General features: G+C 37.2%; 16 protein-coding genes. 14 read left to right on the top strand and 2 right to left on the bottom strand.

Going from position 1 to position 20,439, the window contains the following annotated elements; genetic code table 11:
* The first annotated feature begins 17 nt into the window (after positions 1–17).
* The 10 genes from lepA to E7480_05415 all read left to right on the top strand — a co-directional run bounded on the left by lepA (position 18) and on the right by E7480_05415 (position 11,407).
* On the top strand, positions 18–1,823 hold the full coding sequence (gene lepA / locus E7480_05460; GenBank protein ID MBE6904037.1) for an elongation factor 4: 1,806 nt from the start codon (positions 18–20) through the stop codon (positions 1,821–1,823).
* On the top strand, positions 1,816–2,901 hold the full coding sequence (gene hemW / locus E7480_05455) for a radical SAM family heme chaperone HemW (GenBank protein ID MBE6904036.1): 1,086 nt from the start codon (positions 1,816–1,818) through the stop codon (positions 2,899–2,901). The genes lepA and hemW overlap by 8 nt, the downstream gene beginning before the upstream one ends.
* Entirely contained in the window at positions 2,902–4,416 is a 1,515-nt protein-coding gene (gene cls, locus E7480_05450) for a cardiolipin synthase (protein ID MBE6904035.1), read from the top strand.
* A gap of 224 nt (positions 4,417–4,640) precedes the next feature.
* Positions 4,641–6,299, top strand: coding sequence for a ribonuclease J (locus tag E7480_05445; protein ID MBE6904034.1), 1,659 nt, complete (start codon positions 4,641–4,643; stop codon positions 6,297–6,299).
* Between the two features lie 18 nt (positions 6,300–6,317).
* Positions 6,318–6,752 (top strand): type II 3-dehydroquinate dehydratase, encoded by a 435-nt coding sequence (gene aroQ, locus E7480_05440; GenBank protein MBE6904033.1) that lies wholly within the window; start codon positions 6,318–6,320, stop codon positions 6,750–6,752.
* Between the two features lie 159 nt (positions 6,753–6,911).
* Positions 6,912–8,099: a phosphoglycerate kinase gene (gene pgk, locus E7480_05435; GenBank protein MBE6904032.1), complete on the top strand. Its 1,188-nt coding sequence runs from the start codon at positions 6,912–6,914 to the stop codon at positions 8,097–8,099.
* A gap of 74 nt (positions 8,100–8,173) precedes the next feature.
* Entirely contained in the window at positions 8,174–8,938 is a 765-nt protein-coding gene (locus E7480_05430; protein MBE6904031.1) for a triose-phosphate isomerase, read from the top strand.
* 35 nt (positions 8,939–8,973) lie between these two features.
* Positions 8,974–10,491, top strand: a complete 1,518-nt coding sequence (locus E7480_05425; protein MBE6904030.1) for a 2,3-bisphosphoglycerate-independent phosphoglycerate mutase — start codon at positions 8,974–8,976, stop codon at positions 10,489–10,491.
* 12 nt (positions 10,492–10,503) lie between these two features.
* Entirely contained in the window at positions 10,504–10,794 is a 291-nt protein-coding gene (locus E7480_05420; GenBank protein ID MBE6904029.1) for a DUF1294 domain-containing protein, read from the top strand.
* 163 nt (positions 10,795–10,957) lie between these two features.
* Complete coding sequence (locus E7480_05415; GenBank protein MBE6904028.1) at positions 10,958–11,407, top strand: hypothetical protein; 450 nt, start codon at positions 10,958–10,960, stop codon at positions 11,405–11,407.
* Between the two features lie 217 nt (positions 11,408–11,624).
* Here the strand turns inward: E7480_05415 and E7480_05410 are convergent, their stop codons facing one another.
* Positions 11,625–12,350, bottom strand: coding sequence for a 16S rRNA (uracil(1498)-N(3))-methyltransferase (locus tag E7480_05410; protein MBE6904027.1), 726 nt, complete (start codon positions 12,348–12,350; stop codon positions 11,625–11,627).
* Between the two features lie 184 nt (positions 12,351–12,534).
* Between E7480_05410 and E7480_05405 the strand changes: the two genes are divergently transcribed.
* The 4 genes from E7480_05405 (at position 12,535) to recG (ending at position 16,944) form a co-directional block, all read left to right on the top strand.
* On the top strand, positions 12,535–12,969 hold the full coding sequence (locus tag E7480_05405; GenBank protein MBE6904026.1) for a hypothetical protein: 435 nt from the start codon (positions 12,535–12,537) through the stop codon (positions 12,967–12,969).
* Between the two features lie 109 nt (positions 12,970–13,078).
* Complete coding sequence (gene srtB / locus E7480_05400) at positions 13,079–13,861, top strand: class B sortase (protein MBE6904025.1); 783 nt, start codon at positions 13,079–13,081, stop codon at positions 13,859–13,861.
* Between the two features lie 18 nt (positions 13,862–13,879).
* Positions 13,880–14,902: a LytR family transcriptional regulator gene (locus E7480_05395; GenBank protein MBE6904024.1), complete on the top strand. Its 1,023-nt coding sequence runs from the start codon at positions 13,880–13,882 to the stop codon at positions 14,900–14,902.
* Positions 14,903–14,910: 8 nt separating this feature from the next.
* The gene (gene recG, locus E7480_05390) at positions 14,911–16,944 is read left to right on the top strand and encodes an ATP-dependent DNA helicase RecG (protein ID MBE6904023.1); all 2,034 of its coding nucleotides are present in this window, start codon (positions 14,911–14,913) and stop codon (positions 16,942–16,944) included.
* A 240-nt stretch (positions 16,945–17,184) separates the two neighbouring features.
* On the opposite strand, the gene E7480_05385 is transcribed toward recG, so the two are convergent.
* Positions 17,185–19,995 (bottom strand): hypothetical protein, encoded by a 2,811-nt coding sequence (locus E7480_05385; GenBank protein MBE6904022.1) that lies wholly within the window; start codon positions 19,993–19,995, stop codon positions 17,185–17,187.
* Between the last annotated feature and the right edge of the window lie 444 nt (positions 19,996–20,439).

Below are 20,439 nucleotides of genomic sequence, written 5' to 3'. Positions count from 1 at the left end.
AAAGGAAAAATCCAAAGATGTCCGATTTATCACTTATAAGAAATTTTTCAATAATTGCCCATATAGACCACGGTAAGTCCACCTTGGCTGACCGTCTTTTAGAGCTTACCCAAACTGTATCTCAAAGAGATATGGAGGAACAGCTTCTGGACAATATGGATTTGGAAAGAGAAAGAGGTATTACAATAAAAGCACGTGCCGTTAAAATAAACTACAACGCTAAAGACGGCAAGCAATATACTCTCAATCTTATTGACACTCCCGGACACGTGGACTTTAACTACGAGGTTTCCCGTTCCTTAGCTGCCTGCGAGGGCGCTATATTGGTTGTAGATGCCGCACAGGGTATAGAGGCTCAGACCCTTGCAAATACTTATCTTGCCATAGACCATAATCTTGAAATTGTCCCTGTTATAAATAAAATTGATTTGCCTGCGGCTGACCCTCAGCGAGTTATCAAGGAAATTGAAGATATTATAGGAATTCCTGCAGAGGATGCTCCTCTTATTTCTGCAAAAATGGGTACAAATATTGAAGCTGTGCTTGAAAAAATTGTCGAAGCTGTACCCTGTCCCGTAGGAAATCCCGAAGCACCTCTAAAAGCACTTGTTTTTGACAGCTTTTATGACAGCTATAAGGGCGTTATTGTATATATCAGAGTTTTTGAAGGCTGTCTTAAAGAGGGCGATACTGTTCGCTTTATGGCAAAGGGCACTGAATTTGAAGTTGTTGAAACAGGTGTATTGAAGCCCTCGGGACTTTCTTCTACAGGTGTTCTTTCTGCAGGTGAGGTTGGCTATTTCACTGCCAGCATTAAAAACGTTAAGGACACCGCAGTAGGCGATACTGTAACAAATGTAGAAAACCCTGCTCAAGAAGCTTTGCCCGGCTATAAAACTGTTTTACCTATGGTATTTTGCGGAATTTATCCTGCTGACGGCTCTCATTATGAGGATTTGAGAGAAGCCTTGGACAAGCTTAAGCTAAACGATGCTTCCCTTTCCTTTGAAGCTGAAACCTCTGTTGCCTTGGGCTTTGGTTTCCGTTGCGGCTTTTTGGGACTTCTTCATATGGAAATTATTCAGGAGCGTCTTGAAAGAGAGTTTAATCTTGACCTTATAACTACTGCTCCCAGCGTTATATATAAAATAAAACGTACAAACGGTGAAGAGGAATTTATCTACAATCCTGTTGATTTTCCCTCTCCCGTATATATTGAAAAAGCGTATGAGCCCTTTGTAAAAGCTGATATAATCACCCCTTCCGAATATGTTGGCAGTATTATGGAGCTTTGTCAGGACAGACGTGGAATTTTCAAAAATATGACTTATATTGACGTTGACAGAGTCAATCTGCATTACGATTTACCTCTCAACGAAATTATTTACGACTTTTTTGACGCTTTAAAATCAAGAACAAGAGGCTACGCTTCCTTTGACTACGAGATGTCGGAATACAAGGAATCACAGCTTGTAAAGCTTGACATACTGTTAAACGGCGAGGCCGTGGACGCTCTGTCCTTTATAGTTCACTCTGAAAAAGCCTATGCAAGAGGAAGAAGAATTGCCGAAAAGCTAAAGGATAATATTCCTCGTCAGCTCTTTGAAATTCCTGTACAGGCGGCAATAGGCAATAAAATTATCGCCCGTGAAACTGTCAAGGCTATGCGTAAGGACGTACTTGCAAAATGCTACGGCGGTGACATTACAAGAAAGAAAAAGCTTCTTGAAAAACAGAAGGAAGGAAAGAAACGTATGCGCCAGTTAGGCTCTGTTGAAGTGCCTCAGGAGGCGTTTATGTCCGTTCTTAAGTTAGATGATTAGTTATAAAGCTTCTTCAAAAACGGGTATTTACGTTCATATACCCTTTTGCAGCAAAAAATGTGCATATTGTAGCTTTTACTCCCTTTGCGATTTATCAAAAAGGGAGTTTTATATTGATGCCTTAAAAAAGGATATTGAAGGCTTTTTTAAGACCAAAACACAGGTTGATACTATCTTTTTCGGAGGCGGTACTCCCAGCCTTTTAAAGACAGGCATAAAGGATATTTTAAAAAGCATAAAAAAAAGCACCGAGGTTTCTGAAAATGCCGAAATAACCCTTGAAGCAAATCCCGAAACAGTTGATGAAAAAGACCTTGAAATGTACAGAGAAGCAGGGATAAACAGAATAAGCTTCGGAGTTCAAAGCTTTGTTGAAAACGAGCTTAATATGCTGTCAAGAATTCACAATGCCTCTAAAGCAGAAAAGGTTTTAAAAAATGCAAGAAAAGCAGGCTTTGAAAACATAAGCGCAGACCTTATGCTTGCCATTCCCAACCAGACAAAAGACTCCCTTTTATATTCCGTTGAAAAGGCTGTTGAATGTGAAATCAATCACCTTTCCCTATATTCCCTTAAAATAGAAAAGGGTACAGCCCTATATGAAGCAAAAGACAGTCTTGTTTTAGCAGACGAAGAGGCTGAATGGGAAATGTATAGTCTTGCCTGTCAAAAATTAAAGGACTTCAAGTTTAAGCACTATGAAATCTCCAATTTTTGTTTTGACGGCTTTGAGTGTCAGCACAATAAAAAATATTGGAATTTATCCTCTTATATCGGCTTTGGACCCTCTGCCCACTCATATTTTGACAATAAACGTTTCTTTTGCAATTCAACTCTTGAAGAGTATATAAACGGTACAAATATTATTTGCCCTGAAGATACCGATATCAAATCCGAATATATTATGTTAGGACTGCGCACAAGCGACGGAATAGATATATCGGCGCTTGATAATTCCAAACAGTCCTTTATAAAAAGGCTTATCCAAAATAAATATGCTAAAATCAATAAAAATCGTCTCATTCTCACCGAAAAAGGTATGTGGGTTTCCAACAGCATTATTTCAGAATTGATTTGAATAAAACCGTTGCCTTATGTCAAAATTATATTAAGATGCTATATTTTGGCGGTGATTTTTTTGAAAGCGGCAACGGTTGTTTTATTTATTCTTTATACTGCAAATATTCTTGCAGTGCTTTTTATTATTTTTACAAACAGAAAAAGCGCCGCTTCCTCTCTCTCCTGGCTTTTATTTTTAATGTTTGTTCCTGTTGTTGGATTTATTTTTTATTTTTTTATAGGCAGTACCTCGAAAATTTCCCTTTTATCCCGCCGCTTCCGACAGCCATCGCTTGAAAGCAATTATCTGCGTATTTCGGAAAATTATTTTGACGGTCAGGAATTTTGCTACGACAGCACAACAAATTCACTTATACGGCTTAATCTTTGCAATTCGCTTTGCAAAATAACATATGATAACAACGCTCAGCTTTTAGTAGACGCACAGCAAAAATACCCCCTTCTTTTAAAGGAGCTGGAAGAGGCAAAGCAAAGCATAAACATTCTTTATTTTATCTTTAAGCCTTATGATAAAATAGGTATAAAAATATCAGATATTCTTTGCAAAAAAGCTTCTCAGGGAGTTGAAGTGCGATTTATATATGACTGTATGGGCAATCTTCCCTCCTCTGCTTTTAAAAAAACCTTTTCACGTCTTGAAAAATCGGGAGTTTTAGTCTGCCGGCATTTGCCAAGCCTTTTTAAAAGCTTTGTGCAGGTCAACTACCGTATGCACAGAAAAATAGTTGTTATAGACGGTAAAATTGCATACACAGGCGGAATAAATATAGGCGATGATTATTTGGGAGAATACCCCAAAATAACCCCTTGGAGAGATACCTCCGTCAGATTGACGGGAAGCTGTGTAAACCCTGTTCAGCTACGGTTTTTAACCGATTGGATTTTCATTCAACAGCTCAAAAAAAATGGCGAAAGCTTTTCAAAAGAGCAAATAAGCAAGTTTTTTCCGCCGCCTTTAAAGCAAGGGAATATGGGCGTTCAGATAATTTCCAGCGGTCCTGACAGTCAAAGAGGGCACATAAGAGATTGCTATTTTAAAATTATTTGCTCTGCCAAAAATTATATATACATTCAGACTCCTTATTTTGCCCCTGACGAAACCTTACTGGATGCAATTATAATCTGTGCCAAAAGCGGAGTAGATATAAGAGTAATGCTGCCCGGTATTCCCGACAAAAAAATGATATACAACGTAACTCTTTCTTATGTAAACGAGCTTCTTGAAGCAGGGGTCAAGGTTTATTTTCACAAAGGCTTTATTCACGCTAAAACCTTTGTAAGTGATGACTTAATAAGCAGTATAGGAACTACAAATCTTGATATAAGAAGCTTTAAGCTTGATTATGAGATAAACGCTGTAATATATGATAAGGATTTTGCTTTGGAAAATAAAAATATTTTTCTTAAAGATATTGAAAGCTGCAAAGAGGCAAGGCTTAAGGATTTTAAAAATATCGGATTTTTGAAAAAAACTTTACATTCTGTATGCAGATTGTTCTCACCGTTAGTATAATGGTTATAATTCTAACTTGACAAAAATATAATATTTATATATAATTTTAATATCAGTTTTGATGTTTTAGTCTGCGGACTTTAATATATTTAGTCTTTCTTTTGTGCGTGGAAAGAAAGATACATAGGCTTACCTAAATAGGATTACCTCCTTTAAATTTAAGGAGGTCCTTTGTTGTTGCCTGTTTTAAAAAATAAGCAGTTTTATTTTATGGAGGTTATTTAGTGAAAAATGAAAAAATAAAAATTATTCCTCTTGGCGGTCTTAACGAAATCGGAAAAAATATGACCGTTATTGAATACGAGGATGACGCAATTGTTGTGGACTGCGGTATGGCTTTCCCCGACGATGAGCTTTTGGGTATTGACTTTGTAATTCCCGATATAACATATCTTTTGAAAATTAAGGATAAGCTTCACGGTATTGTTTTAACCCACGGTCACGAGGACCATATCGGAGCGCTTCCCATTGTTTTGAAGCAGCTTGATATTCCTGTATATGGCACTAAGCTGACATTGGGAATTGTTGCTAACAAGCTTAAAGAGGCACAGGTTTCCACCAAAAATTTAATTGAGGTTAAGCATGGAAGCAAAATCAATTTAGGCTGTTTTTCTGTTGAATTTATAAGAGTTAACCACTCTATTGCAGACGCTGCAGCGTTGGCAATAAAAACTCCTTTGGGAACAATAGTTCACACAGGCGATTTTAAAATAGACGTTACTCCCATACAGGGTGAAATGATAGACCTTGCACGCTTGGGTGAGCTTGGAAAAAAAGGCGTTTTGGCGCTTATGATGGATTCAACAAATGTTGAACGTCCCGGCTTTGCTACCTCTGAGCGAAAAGTAGGAGAATCCTTTGACGCTATTTTCCACGATGCAGCGGGCAGACGTCTTATAATAGCAACCTTTGCTTCAAACGTTCACCGTGTTCAGCAGGCAATAGATGCCTCTGCAAGATACGGCAGAAAGGTTGCGGTTTCGGGAAGAAGTATGGTGAATATAGTTAAGGTTGCTATTCAATTAGGCTATATGCACGTACCCGAGGGCGTTTTAATTGATATTGATGCTATTTCCCGCTATCCTCAGGATAAAATTACTATTATTACAACCGGCTCTCAGGGTGAGCCAATGTCAGGTCTTTACAGAATGGCATTTTCCGACCACAAAAAAGTTGAGCTTAATGTCAACGACTTAGTTGTAGTTTCCGCATCTCCCATTCCCGGAAACGAAAAGCTTGTTTCAAGAGTTATAAACGAGCTTTTCAAATGCGGCGCAGAGGTTATCTATGAATCCTCCTCCGAAATTCACGTTTCGGGACATGCCTGTCAGGAAGAGCTTAAGCTTATGCTTTCGTTGATAAAGCCCAAATATTTTATTCCCGTACACGGAGAATTCCGTCACCTTAAAAAGAGCGCAGGTATAGCAAAATATATGGGAATGGACCCTCGCAACGTATTTATTATGGATATTGGCTCTGTGCTTGAAATAGGCAGTCAGGGCGCAAAAATAAACGGTTCTGTTCCGTCAGGCAGAGTTATGGTTGACGGCTTGGGAGTCGGCGACGTTGGAAACATTGTTTTGCGTGACAGAAAGCATCTTGCTCAGGACGGACTTATTGTTGTAGTTGCAACTCTTGACAGTATAACAAGAACACTGCTTACAGGTCCTGATATAGTTTCAAGAGGCTTTGTATATATGCGTGAATCCGAAGGACTTATTGAAGGCATAAAAGAGGTCTGCAAGGATACTATGGAAAAATATGAAGGTACTTCAGCTGACTGGACTGCCGTCAAAACCAAAGTCAAGGAGCATCTTTCCGATTATCTCTATGAGAAAACAAAGAGAAAGCCTATGATTTTAGTTGTTATTACAGAAGTTTAATAAAAGGAAGAAAAGAAAATGAAAATATTAGTAATAAACGGTCCTAATCTCAATCTTTTAGGTACAAGAGAGCCTGATATTTACGGCAGAGAAACCCTTGCTGATATCAATGAAAAGGTTCAAAACCACATTTCAAAATTAAAAATGGAAAGTGAATTTTTCCAAAGCAACTGCGAAGGCGCTATTATTGACAAGCTTCATATGAGCGCAAAAGAGTTTGACGGCATAATAATCAACGCAGGAGCATACACCCATTACAGCTATGCAATACGTGATGCTATAGCGGCTATCGGTCTTCCCTGTGTAGAGGTTCATATGTCAAACGTTTTCAAGCGTGAAGAGTTCAGACACACATCTGTCATCTCCCCCGTATGCATAGGCTCTATATGCGGTTTTGGCTCTGACAGTTATATTCTTGCGGCAACTGCTCTGTATGAGCTATTAAATAAATAATTTATATATTATATAAAAAACAGGGTTTAATTCACATTATTTTTTGTAAAAAAGTTTGTTCATTTTTTAACAATATCTATTGCAAAATTTTCCTTAATCCTTTATAATATATATTGGTTTCAAAATGTAAATGACTATTAAAAAAATAGGAGAGTAAATATGTTTAACAAAAAATCCATCGAAGACATTTGCGTAAGCAATAAGAGAGTTTTAGTACGTTGTGACTTTAACGTACCCTTAGACGAAAATCAGAATATTACATCTGCTAAAAGAATTATTGAATCTCTTCCTACAATCAAATATCTTTTAAGCAAAAATGCAAAAATCGTTCTTTGCTCTCATTTGGGCAGACCTAAGGGAGAATTCAACGATAAATTTTCTCTTGCTCCCGTTGCAAAGAAGCTTGCTGAGCTTTTAAACGTAAACGTTATTATGGCTAAGGACGTTATCGGTGAAGATGCAAAGGCTAAGGCTGCTGCACTTAAAGAGGGAGAAATCCTTTTACTTGAAAACGTACGTTTCCATAAAGAAGAAACCAAAAATGAGCCTTCCTTTGCAAAAGAGCTTGCAAGCTTTGGCGAAATTTTTGTAAATGACGCTTTCGGTACTTCTCACCGTGCACACGCTTCCACTGCAGGCGTTGCTGATTATATTCCTGCTGTCAGCGGCTATCTTATTGAAAAAGAAATTCGCATTATGGGCGGCGCTCTTTCCAATCCCAAGCGTCCCTTCGTTGCTATTCTCGGCGGTGCTAAGGTTTCCGATAAAATCGGTGTTATCACCAATCTCTTAGAAAAGGTTGATACTCTTATCATCGGCGGCGGTATGGCTTATACCTTTATCAAAGCAAAAGGATTTCCTATCGGTACTTCCATTTGCGAAGAAGATAAATTAGACTTAGCTAAAGAGCTTATGGCAAAGGCTGAGGAAAAAGGCGTAAAGCTTCTTATTCCCTTTGATAACGTTATTGCTACAGAGTATAAGGCTGATTCCGAGTTCAGAACTATTGACAGCGACAATATTCCTGACGGTTGGATGGGTCTTGATATCGGCGAGAAAACAAGAGAGCTGTTCTGCAACGCTATTAAAGATGCAGGTACTGTTGTATGGAACGGACCTATGGGCGTTTCTGAGTGGGAAAACTTTGCAGGCGGTACAATCGCAGTAGCTAAAGCCGTTGCAGACAGCGGCGCAATTTCCATCATCGGCGGCGGTGACTCTGCTGCAGCTGTTCAGAAACTCGGCTTTGCTGATAAGATGACTCACATTTCCACAGGCGGCGGCGCTTCTCTTGAATTCCTTGAGGGTCTTGAGCTTCCCGGTATTGCTTGCCTACAAGATAAATAATTTAAAATAACAATAAGGTGACAAGTTCTGATTGCTCTTGTCACCTTAACAATGTTTTGAAAGGAAAGATAAAAATGAAAAAAGAAATAAGAAAAGCTGTTATTGCAGGAAACTGGAAAATGAACAAAACTCCTTCTGAAGCTAAGGCTTTAATTGAAGAGCTTAAGCCTCTTGCAAAGGATGCTCCCTGTGATGTTGTAATATGTGTTCCCTTTACCGATATTGCTGTAGCTGTTGAGTTGTGTAAGGGTACAAATATCAAGGTTGGCGCTCAGAACTGCCACTTTGAAGAAAAAGGCGCTTTCACAGGCGAAATTTCAGCTCAGATGCTTAAAGAGTGCGGAGTTGAATATGTTGTTTTAGGCCACAGCGAAAGACGTCAGTATTTCGGAGAAACAGATGCTACCGTTAACAAGAGAACAAAGGCAGCTATTGCAAACGGTTTAACTGCTATCGTGTGCGTTGGCGAGCTTTTAGAACAGCGTGAGCTTGGCATAACAAACGAGGTTGTTTCAATGCAGACAAAGATTGCATTAAACACAATCGAAGAAAAAGACCTTGATAAAATCATTATCGCTTATGAGCCTGTATGGGCTATCGGCACAGGCAAAACAGCTACAAGCGACCAGGCTGACGAAACCTGCGGTGTAATCAGAGCTGCTGTTGGCGAGCTTTACGGAGAAGATGCTGCACAAAAGCTTACAATTCAGTACGGCGGTTCAATGAATGCAAAGAATGCACAGGAGCTTTTGTCTAAAGTGAATGTTGACGGCGGTCTTATCGGCGGTGCCGCATTAAAAGCAGAGGACTTCTCTGTAATAATCAATGCCGCAAAATAAATTTTCTTCTCTATACTTGAAAGGATTGAATATAAATGAAAAGACCGATAGTTTTAACTATTTTGGACGGATTCGGCATAAATCCTGAAACAAAGGGAAATGCAATCACAGATAACGCTCCAAACATTGAAGCAATTTCAAAAAAATATCCCACAACCTCACTCAATGCTTCGGGAATGGCAGTGGGTCTTCCTGATGGACAAATGGGTAACTCCGAGGTTGGACATACAAATATAGGTGCCGGCAGAATTGTATATCAGGAGCTTACAAGAATTACAAAAAGTATTTCCGACGGCGACTTTTTTGAAAACGAAGCTTTGAAAAAAGCTATGGACAACTGCAAGGCTAACAATTCAGCTTTGCATCTTATGGGTCTTTTGTCCGACGGCGGTGTTCACAGCCATAACTCTCATCTTTACGGCCTTTTGGAAATGGCTAAAAAGTCGGGTGTGGAAAAGGTTTACGTTCACGCTATTATGGACGGAAGAGACGTTGCTCCCACCAGCGGAAAGGATTTTGTACGTGAGCTTATTGACCAATGTGCAAAAATCGGTGTCGGTAAAGTCGGAACTGTTATAGGCCGTTATTACGCTATGGACAGAGATAACCGTTGGGAAAGAGTTGAGAGAGCCTATGCAGCTATCGTTTATGCAGAGGGTGAGCACAGCTCAAATCCTGTAGCAGCAATAGAAAAATCCTATGCTGAAAACATAACCGACGAATTTATAATCCCCATTATAAACGAATCTTACGAGGGCTTATCCGCTAATGACAGCGTTATTTTCTTTAATTTTCGTCCCGACAGAGCAAGAGAAATCACCAGAACCTTTGTCGACCCTGATTTCAACGGCTTTGAAAGAAGAAACGGATTTTTCCCTTTAACTTATATCTGCTTTACTCAATACGATGCAACAATGCCCAACGTAGAGGTTGCTTTCAAGCCTCAGACTCTTACCAACACTTTGGGTGAATATTTAAGCAAGCAAAACAAATCACAGCTCAGAATTGCAGAAACAGAAAAATACGCTCACGTTACCTTCTTTTTCAACGGAGGCGTTGAAGCTGTTTATGACGGTGAGGACAGAGTCCTTATCCCCTCTCCAAAGGTTGCAACCTATGATTTACAGCCTGAGATGTCTGCCAACGAGGTTTGTGACAGCGTTTGCGAAAGAATTTTAAGCGGAAAATATGACCTTATAGTTCTTAATTTTGCAAACTGCGATATGGTAGGACATACAGGAATTATCGAAGCAGCTCAGAGCGCTGTCAAGGCAGTTGACAACTGTGTTCAAAAAGTTTATAATAGCGTTGTTGAGGCAGGCGGTATCTGTCTTATTACCGCAGACCACGGAAATGCAGATAAAATGCTTGAGGATGACGGTGTTTCTCCCTTTACTGCACACACCACAAATCCCGTTCCTTTTATTGTTACACAAGAGGGTGTAAAATTAAGAGAAGGCGGTTGTCTTGCTGACATCGCTCCTACTATTTTAGATATTATGAATATAGAAAAACCCAACGAAATGACAGGAAGTTCCTTAATTATAAAATAAGGAGATTTTATTGTGAAAGGATATTTGATGCTTGGGATAACAACCCTTTTGGTTGGTATAAACATTATATCTTTTTCTGTATGTGCAAAAGATAAAGATTATGCACGGCGTAACAGAATGAGAATAAGAGAATCTTTTATGATACGTTTGTCCATTTTCTTTGGCTCTTTAGGTATGTTAGCGGGAATGTTGTTTTTCCGCCATAAAATAAGAAAACCGTTGTTTTTTATATCTGTCCCTCTGCTTTTAATAGCTCAAAGCATTATTGTTTTTCTTTCATACTATTTTTTGTTTTTCCGTTAAATAATTTGTTAAATTATTTTTAAAGTTTTTCTTTTTGCTTGACTGCCATTTTAAAAAATGGTAAAATTTTAAAGGTTTATTATACTGTTAATTCAGTATTGTTTTCACTGTATCTGCTCACGGTATGGTGCAAAAATAATATGTGAGCAGAAAGGTTTTTATTATGTCATCAAAAACTAAGACAATGTCCATTCTCCTTTATATCGGCGCAATTGTAACAACAATCATCGCAGTAATCAACTTTATCTTCGGAATTATCGGCGTTAAAGCATTTTTTGATGCTATATCTCAGGAAGGAATGGCTTTTAGTGATATCATTGATTTGTTTAGCTCAAATCCTGCTATCTATCAAACTTATCTTATGCCTGTTCTGACAGCTATTGCCCTTTACGGCGGTATTGCTCTTCTTCTCTTCGGTATGGCTCACAGACTTAAGGTTATGGCTATGGAAGAGATTGATTTCTTAGACGAGCTTGACGCTGTTGATTATTCTGAATATACTCCTGCTTTTGAGGGAAATGAAGAGGAAGAAATTCCCTTTATAACAGAAGAAATAGATGAAGACGTAGTTGACGAAGCTGTTGAAGCTGCAAGCGAAGAAGCTGCTGAATAATTTGCAAGTAAAAAGCTGTAAAAAACTTTCGTTTTTTACAGCTTCGTTTTTTAGGGGATAGGAAAAAAGGTGCAGAATCTGTCAATTTTGCGCCGACAATATATTGTTGGCGGTCACCCGACGGCGTACAGAGGTACGCCGAGGGCGAAATTGGCAGATAGCATAAAACAAATATTTACTTGTTTTATGCGCTCTGCGCTTTTTTTACATCCCCTTTTTAATTTTCTTCATACATTAACATTGCAAGTGCGCAAAGAGAAGCTGTTTCGGTTCTTAAAATTCTGTCGCCCAGACCTGCCAAATCAAGTCCTTTAAGAGCGCATTTTTCAGCTTCTTTTGGAGTAAAGCCACCCTCTGAGCCTATTATAAATCCAATACTCTTTGGCATTTTATCTTTAATAATGCTTTTAATAAATACCGTATTTTTTCCTTCATAAAAGAGAATCTTTTTATCGTATTGGCTAATATCCTCCAGAACACTGTCCAAATCGGGTAAATATTCAATTTTCGGAACAATTCCTCTTAAACACTGCTTTGCAGCGGAAAGGGAAACTGCATTATATCTTTCAAGCTTTGAGTTAACTGATTTTTTATCAAATTTAACAACACAGTTTTGGGAAGAAAAGAGAACTATTCTTCTTACTCCAAGCTCAACAGCTTTTTGAATAATAAGCTCTGTTTTATCCCCTTTTGGTAAAGCCTGATAAAGCACAGCCTCATAGGATGGCTCTTTACATTTTTCTGTTTTTTGAACATCTAAAAAAACCTCGTCCTTGCTTATGTCGCTTATTGTGCAAACAAAATCGGTGCATTTTCCGTCGCAGACAGTAATACTGTCCCCAATACGACATCTCAGCACCTTTCCTATATGATGCGCATTTTCACCTGTTAAAACTATTTTTTCACAATTTTTATTTATTGACAAATCAAAAAACTTAGGCATAAAATCACCATTTTTAAAATTTGATATATTAAACTCATTATACTACTTAAGTGTAAAAAAAACAACTCAAAATATGTCTATTTTTACAATATATTCACCTTATTTTTTACTTGACATATCAATTTAAAAATGATATTATAATAATACCTATAAATCTAAATTTATATTGAAAGGATATTTTTATATGAAAACTTTAGTTTCTTTTTCTTTAATAGCTATTATGTTATTAACATTTTCTTTTGGTGTTCTTGCTGCTGACAGCCCTGAAGCAGGAACAAAGTTTGACTATACTGTTGAAGTTTCCCCCGAAGGCTCCGGTACTGTAAAAACTGAGCCTGCTCCCAACGGCGCAATAAAGGTTATTTCTACTCCCACAAGCGGAAACATCTTTGACAAATGGGGAATTACCGGTGATTATAAAATAATTTCCGGCAGTCTTGAATCAAAGGAAATTGTTATTGAGCCTTTAGATGACGGCGTTAAAATTATTGGTTTCTTTAAAAAAGACCCTAAGGCTCCCGGAACAGGCGTTATGGATATAAGCGTTTATGTTGCTGCTGTATTGGCAGTAGTATGCGTTGCAGGTGCTTTGGTTGTTTTCAAAAAAGCTCTTATCTAAGCTCTAAAATTTAAAACAGTACTAAAAGCCTTGCTTATTTGTAAAAATGAACAAGGCTTTTTTATATATGGTAAAGAAAGGGCGGTAAATTTTTACCGCAATTTATCAAATGGAAAGCAATTCAAAAAACAAAAAAATATGGATTATACTGATAATATTGTTAAGTCTTATTACGCTTGTTTCTGCCGGCTTTATAGCTTTTAAGCTTTATAAAGATTATCTTACCGATAAGATTTACAGCGAAATGGCATCTAACAATTCCCAAGTAAGCTCCGAATCCGAAGATTCAGATTTGCCCGAAAACCCCATTGATTTTGCTTCTCATAAGCAGATAAATGAGGATATATATGCTTGGATAACTGTCCCCGGCACAAAGGTTGACTATCCTATTTTGCAAACGGATAATGACGATTTTTATTTAACTCACTCTGTTGAGAAAAAGCCTTACGATTTAGGAAGCATATATACTCAGGCGGTAAACAGAAAGGATTTTCAGGACCCTGTAACTGTTATTTACGGGCATAATTCCGCTTCCCGTGATTTGATGTTTACTACGCTTCATTATTTTGAAAATGCAGACTTTTTTAATGAACACGAATATTTTTATATATACACAGAATCAAAAATATTAACCTATAAAATTGTAAGTGCTTTTAAGTTTGATGACCGTCATATTTTAAACGCCTATAATATGAATGACACTAACTCTCTTCTAAGCTTTTATGACGTTGTAGCAAACCCTGTTTCACTTGTTAAAAACGCAAGAGAAGGCATTGAGCTTAAAGCTAAAGACAAGGTTGTTGTATTAAGCACTTGTATAACAGGAGAAAATCGTTCAAGATATCTTGTTTGCGGCGTATTGGAAAATACACAGCGCACAAAGAAAAAATAAATTTCCTTTGCTTTTTGGATGTGTAAAAATATGAGCAAATCCCTTAAAATTATCCTTATAATTGTAAGTATTTTAGCGGCAGTTTCTTTAACTGCCGTTATTGCTTTGTCTGTAATGATGAACATAGGAAAAAAACAGCTTTTAAATAACGATGACGTTTCCTCTCTTATTGTGTCTGACGTTGAAATAAGCTATAATGACGGAAAAACAGTTGTTTACAACGGCAAAACCTATAAGCTCAATGAAAACATTATATCAGGTGCATTTATCGGTGTTGACAATGAAAAGATTTCTGAGAGTGTAATCGGCACAGCAGGTCAATCCGACTTTTTGATTGTATGCGCCTTTGACGTTGAAACAGGAAAGCTTGTTTTGCTTTTAATTCCCCGTGACACTATGGCTGATATTGATATATATTCTCCAAACGGAAAATATATAGGCATAGAAAAAAGCCAGATATGTCTTTCCTTTGCTTATGGCGACGGTAAAAAAAGCAGCTGTGAAAACGTTGTAAAATCATTAGAACGAGTTTTATACGGAATGCCAATCAACGCTTATTACTCTATTGATATTGCAGCTATTGCCCCTTTAAACGATGCCGTTGGCGGAGTAACTCTTGAAAGCCTCGAAAGCTTCTTAGACGGTAAATACGAAAAGGGCAAAGAGATTACTCTTATGGGTAAGGATGCCGCAGAATATATAAGATACAGAGACAAAGAAAACAATTTTTCCGATTCTCTAAGACAGCAACGTCAATTACAGTATGTAAAAGCATATTCAAATAAGCTTATTAAAAAAGTAAAGCAAAACTTTTTAGTGCTGACAGATATTTTTAATACAGCTTCAAAATTTTCCCATACAAATATTGACTTAAACGAGGTTACTTACCTTGCTTCAATATTCCTGTCAAAAAATATGTCCTTGGGAGAAATTATTACTATCCCGGGAGAAATGAAAATGGGCGAGCAATACGCCGAATATCACGTGGACAATCAAAAATTATTAGAGCTCATACTTAAGGTTTACTATATAGAACAGTAGGATTAAATATGGACAAATTATTCAATACTGATATAAGATTTTTAAAGGGCGTGGGAGAAAAGCGCGCCCTTCTTTTTGCTCGCCTTAATGTCAGAACTATAGGAGACTTGCTTCATTTTTATCCCAGAACTTATTTAGACAGAACAAAAATATCCTCTCTTGACCAGACTCAGCTTTATGAAAATGCAACTGTTATTGCAGAGATTTCTTCTCCCATTAAAGAAGCTAAGGTCAAGGGCGGACTTTTAATTTATAAATTCACAGTTACTGACCACGTTACAGATATGCAAATTACCCTTTTTAATCAAAAATTTCTTGCGGCAAAGCTAAAGGTCGGTCAAAGCTATATTTTCACAGGAAAAATTCAAGGTACATATTTCAGACGTGAAATGACCTCTCCCGAAATTGAGCCTTTAAATGAGGATAACGAAAACGGCCGCATTATTCCCGTTTATCCTCTCACAAGCGGTCTTTCAAGAAATATTGTAGCCTCTTGTGTAAAGTCAGCCCTTTCTATGCTTCCCGAACAAATGGAAGAGCCCCTTGAAAGTGAAATTCTTGAAAAGCTGTCCCTTATAGGCTTAAAAAAATCGCTTCTTTATATTCACAATCCTAAAACCTTTGAACAGCTTAATGAGGCAAGAAAATATTTAGTTATTGAAGAATTCATAAAATTCAGATTGGGACTTTTAAAGCTTAAAACAAGAAACCGTCAGAAAACAGAGCTTTCAATCTCAAATACCGATATTTCCCCCTTTCTTTCTAACTTACCCTTTAAGCTTACCAATGCTCAAAACAGAGTTATAAGTGAATGTTTAGCCGATATGACAAAGGATATTCCTATGTCCCGCCTTGTCCAAGGTGATGTAGGCTCGGGTAAAACAGCAGTAAGTGCAGCTCTTATTTATGCTGCTTCTTCGAACGGATTGCAATCCGCCCTAATGGCACCCACAGAAATCCTTGCTCAACAGCATTATAAGGCTATGCTTTCTTTACTTCCCGACAATATTAAAATAGGACTTATAACAGGAAGTATGACAAAGTCCCAAAAGCTCAAAATAGCTAATGCGGCATCAAATAAAGAATTTGATTTACTTATAGGTACTCATACACTTATTGAAGAATATATAGAATTTGATAAATTAGGCCTTGTTATTACCGACGAACAGCATCGCTTTGGTGTACGTCAAAGAAGCCTTCTTTCGTCAAAGGGCAGAAATCCTCATACTCTCGTTATGTCTGCCACTCCTATTCCCCGTACCTTAGGCTTGATTATTTACGGTGATTTGGATATTTCAATTATTGATGAGCTTCCCCCGGGCAGAAAAAAGATATCCACCTTTTTGTGCGATGAAAGCTACCGTCAGCGCCTTAACGGCTATATCAAGGACCAATGTACCCAAGGCAGACAGGTCTATATAGTATGTCCCTTGGTGGAGCAAAACGATAAAACAGAGCTAAAGGCTGTTGACAGCTATTTTGAAAACTTGAAGGATAATTTCCCCGAAATTTCCTGCGGCTTTGTTCACGGCAGACTCAAGCCCTCTGAAAAAGAAAAGATAATGCAGAGCTTTGCAAAGGGAGAAACTAAAATACTGCTTGCTACAACTGTTATCGAGGTAGGTATAGACGTTCCCAATGCAACGCTTATGGTTATTGAAAACGCTGAGCGCTTCGGTCTTTCTCAGCTTCATCAGCTAAGAGGAAGAGTCGGCAGAGGTGAGCATAAATCCTACTGTATACTTATGTCTGACAATAAGTCTGAAAAGACCTTGGAGCGTCTTAGAATTATGACACAGACCAATGACGGCTTTGTTATCAGCCAAAAGGATTTAGAGCTGAGAGGCCCCGGTGATTTCTTCGGTCAACGTCAGCACGGCTTACCGCTGCTCAAAATCGGCAGTATATATTCAGATATGGAGCTTCTAAAGCTTGCAAACAAAATAGCCGATAAGCTTTATAATGAAAACAGAATAACCCCCGCCCTCTCAAAAGCAGTAAATAGCTTTTTCAACGACATAGGCGTTATAGTATTTAATTAAAAAAGGAAATATGAAATAAGGCTGTAAAAAACAAAAGTTTTTTACAGCCTTATTAATGTATCAATGTAAATTGCGTAAGTAATTTACATTATATCGCAATCGACCTGTAAGGACGATTATATCGCATTTTAGCGTAGTGCGAAATATATCGCACGAGCAAAGCGAGTATATCGACAAAAAGCGATATAAATCCCTCACGGAATTTGCGATATGTTGCCTACGGCAACGAGATAATATACCTTACGGCACATTATTAAAAATCATCGCTTTCAATATCAGCAAATCATAAATGTCAAAAACCGAATCTCCGTTCATATCTGCCTTTTCGTTGTCAGTACCTTTTCCCAATAAGCTGTTTCTCAAACTTATGGCATCAAGAACATTTATCTCTCCGTCGCCGTTAGTGTCGCCCTCAACAGCTTCGTTTTCTGTGTAGTTATAATGGATATTGGCATTTGTTAAATAATCGTTGCCATCATTTATTGAAATATTTGCCCATTCTTCCTCTGTACCTGAATAAAATACATCTGTCAAAACTGAACAACCGTAAAATGCATCCCAACTTATATATGTAACGCTGTCGTGAATTGTTATGCTTGTAAGGCTTGAACAATTATAAAACGCATCCAAACCTATTCTTGTAACATTGTTACCGATGATTACACTTGTAAGGCTTGCGCAATTAGAAAATGCATAATTGCCCATACTTGTAACACTGTCGGGAATAGTTATACTTATAAGCCTTGAGCACCGAGCAAATGCACTATCACCTATACTTGTAACACTATTTGGTATATTTATATTTTTTAGGCTTGAGCAAAACTCAAATGCAGAACTACCTATACTCGTAACACTATCGGGTATAGTTATACTTGTTAAGCTTTCGCAATTATAAAATGCATCATCGCCTATACTTGTAACGCTGTCGGGAATAACTAAACTTGAAAGGCTCGAGCAATAAGCAAATGTATAAACACCTATGCTTGTAACACTGTCAGGTATATTTACATTTATAAGATTTGAGCACTGAGCAAATGCACTGTCACCTATACTTGTAACACTGTCAGGAATGGTTATACTTGTAAAGCTCGAACAACCATAAAATGCACCATAACCTATGCTTGTAACACTGTCGGGAATGTTTATACTTGTAAGACTCGAACAACCATAAAATGCATAATCACCTATACTTTTAACGCTGTTGGGGATTGTTATCATTGTAAGACTATTGCAATCAGAAAAAGCTCCATGTCCTATATATGTAACACTATCTGGTATATTTATAGTTGTAAGACTACGACAATAACAAAATGCTTCATCACCTATACTTGCAATACCGTCGGGAAGCACTATACCTATAAGGCTTGAACACTGAAAAAATGCATAATCACCTATACTTGTAACACTATCTGGTATATTTATAGTTGTAAGGCCCCTGCAACCCTCAAACGCACGCTCGCCTATACTTGTAACACCATCAGGGATTTTTATACTTGTGAGACTTGAACAATAGGCAAATGTATAATAGCCTATATTCGTAACACTATTAGGTATACTTATATTTTTTAGGCTTGAGCAAAACTCAAATGCAGAACTACCTATACTTGTAACACCGTTAGGAATTGTTATACTTGTTAAACTCTTGCAATTATAAAACGCATATTCGTTTATACTTGTAACACTATCGGGAATTGTTACATTTGTAAGGCTCGAGCAATAAGCAAATGTATAAACGCCTATACTTGTAACACCGTTAGGGATTGTTATACTTGTAAGGTTCGAGCAATAAAAAAATGTATAATCACCTATACTTGTAACATTGTCTGGTATGTTTATACTTGTGAGATTTGAGCAATTATAAAATGCAAAAGAGCCTATACTTGTAACACTATTAGGAATAGTTATACTTATAATACTTGAGCAAGCACCAAAAGCGCCATTTCCTATACTTGCAACACTATTTGGGATTATATATGATGATGCTGTTTTTCCTGCCGGATAGCATATTATTTGACTTTTGTTTTTGTTAAATAAAACCCCATCAATCGAAGTATATGCAATATTTTCGGAATCTACAGTTATATTTGTAAGACTTAAACAATAATAAAATACATAATCCCCTATACTTGTAACGCTATTGGGAATCACTATACTTGTTAAGCTTGCGCAATTATAAAATGCTTCATCACCTATGCTTATAACACCGTCGGGAATTGTTATCCTTGTAAGGCTCGAACAATAAGAAAATGCACCATAACTTATACTTGTAACACTATCAGGGATTGTTATATTCATAAGGTTTGAGCAATAGAAGAATGCGCAATTGCCTATGCTTGTAACACCATCGGGAATGACATATGACGATGCTGTTTTTCCTACCGGATAACATATTATTTTACTTTTGTTTTTGTTAAATAAAACCCCATCAATCGAAGTATATGCAATATTTTTAGAATCTACAGTTATATTTGTAAGACTTAAACAAATATAAAATGCATATTCGTTTATACTTGTAACACTATCGGGAATTGTTATGTTTGTAAGGTTTGAGCAATAGAAGAATGCACAATTACCTATGCTTGTAACACCGTCGGGAATGACATATGACGATGCTGTTTTTCCTGCCGGATAACATATTATTTTACTTTTGTTTTTGTTAAATAAAACCCCATCAATCGAAGTATATGCAATATTTTTGGAATCTACAGTTATATTTGTAAGACTTAAACAATAAGAAAACGCACTATCACTTATGCTTGTAACACTATCGGGAATTGTTATCCTTGTAAGACTATAACAATAATAAAATGCTTCATCACCTATGCTTGTAACCGGATAACCGTCTAAGGTTGAAGGGATAGTAACATCGCCACTTATTGAAGTGTCGCAACCTGTTATTGTTGCCTCACCGTTTGAAACAGTATATGTATAATGATACTCTACGATATCTCCTGCACTGACGGTAAATACACCCATAGGCATAAGGGTTGCTACCAACGCAACACACAGCAAAAAAGAGATTAAGTGCCTGATATTTTTGACAATACTCATAATAAAACCTCCAAAAATTAATAATAAAAAAATGCGCCTACCGAAGCAGACGCACAAAAAACGCAAACTCCAATAGTCGCCAAACTAATTGGATAAGACAAGAACATACATCTAATCAACCCCAAAAGGAATTTGCGTTTTTATCAAATTCACAGACTGTTGAAAAGATGCAGAAATAGAGCTTTAAAATATAAAAAGCTCTTGTCTTATTTTATTCAATTAGTTTGGCAATTATTAGTTTACCACAATTATACTGCATTATCAAGTAAAAATTTTCAAGTTTGAAAAGTATGCAATAACAAAGGACTGCAAAAACATTTTGATATGCACCCCAAAAGTTAGACACTTTTGGAGGTGCATATTTTTATGGCAAAAAAGGGACAAATACAACGAAAATACTCGACTGAATTCAAAATAAGTGTTATAGTAGATATGCGAGAACAC

The sequence above is a fragment of the Oscillospiraceae bacterium genome (assembly GCA_015067255.1).
GTDB lineage: Bacteria > Bacillota > Clostridia > Oscillospirales > SIG519 > SIG519.
The sequence above is the reverse complement of the archived record's forward strand: the minus strand, read 5'-3'. Positions and strand labels throughout refer to the sequence as shown.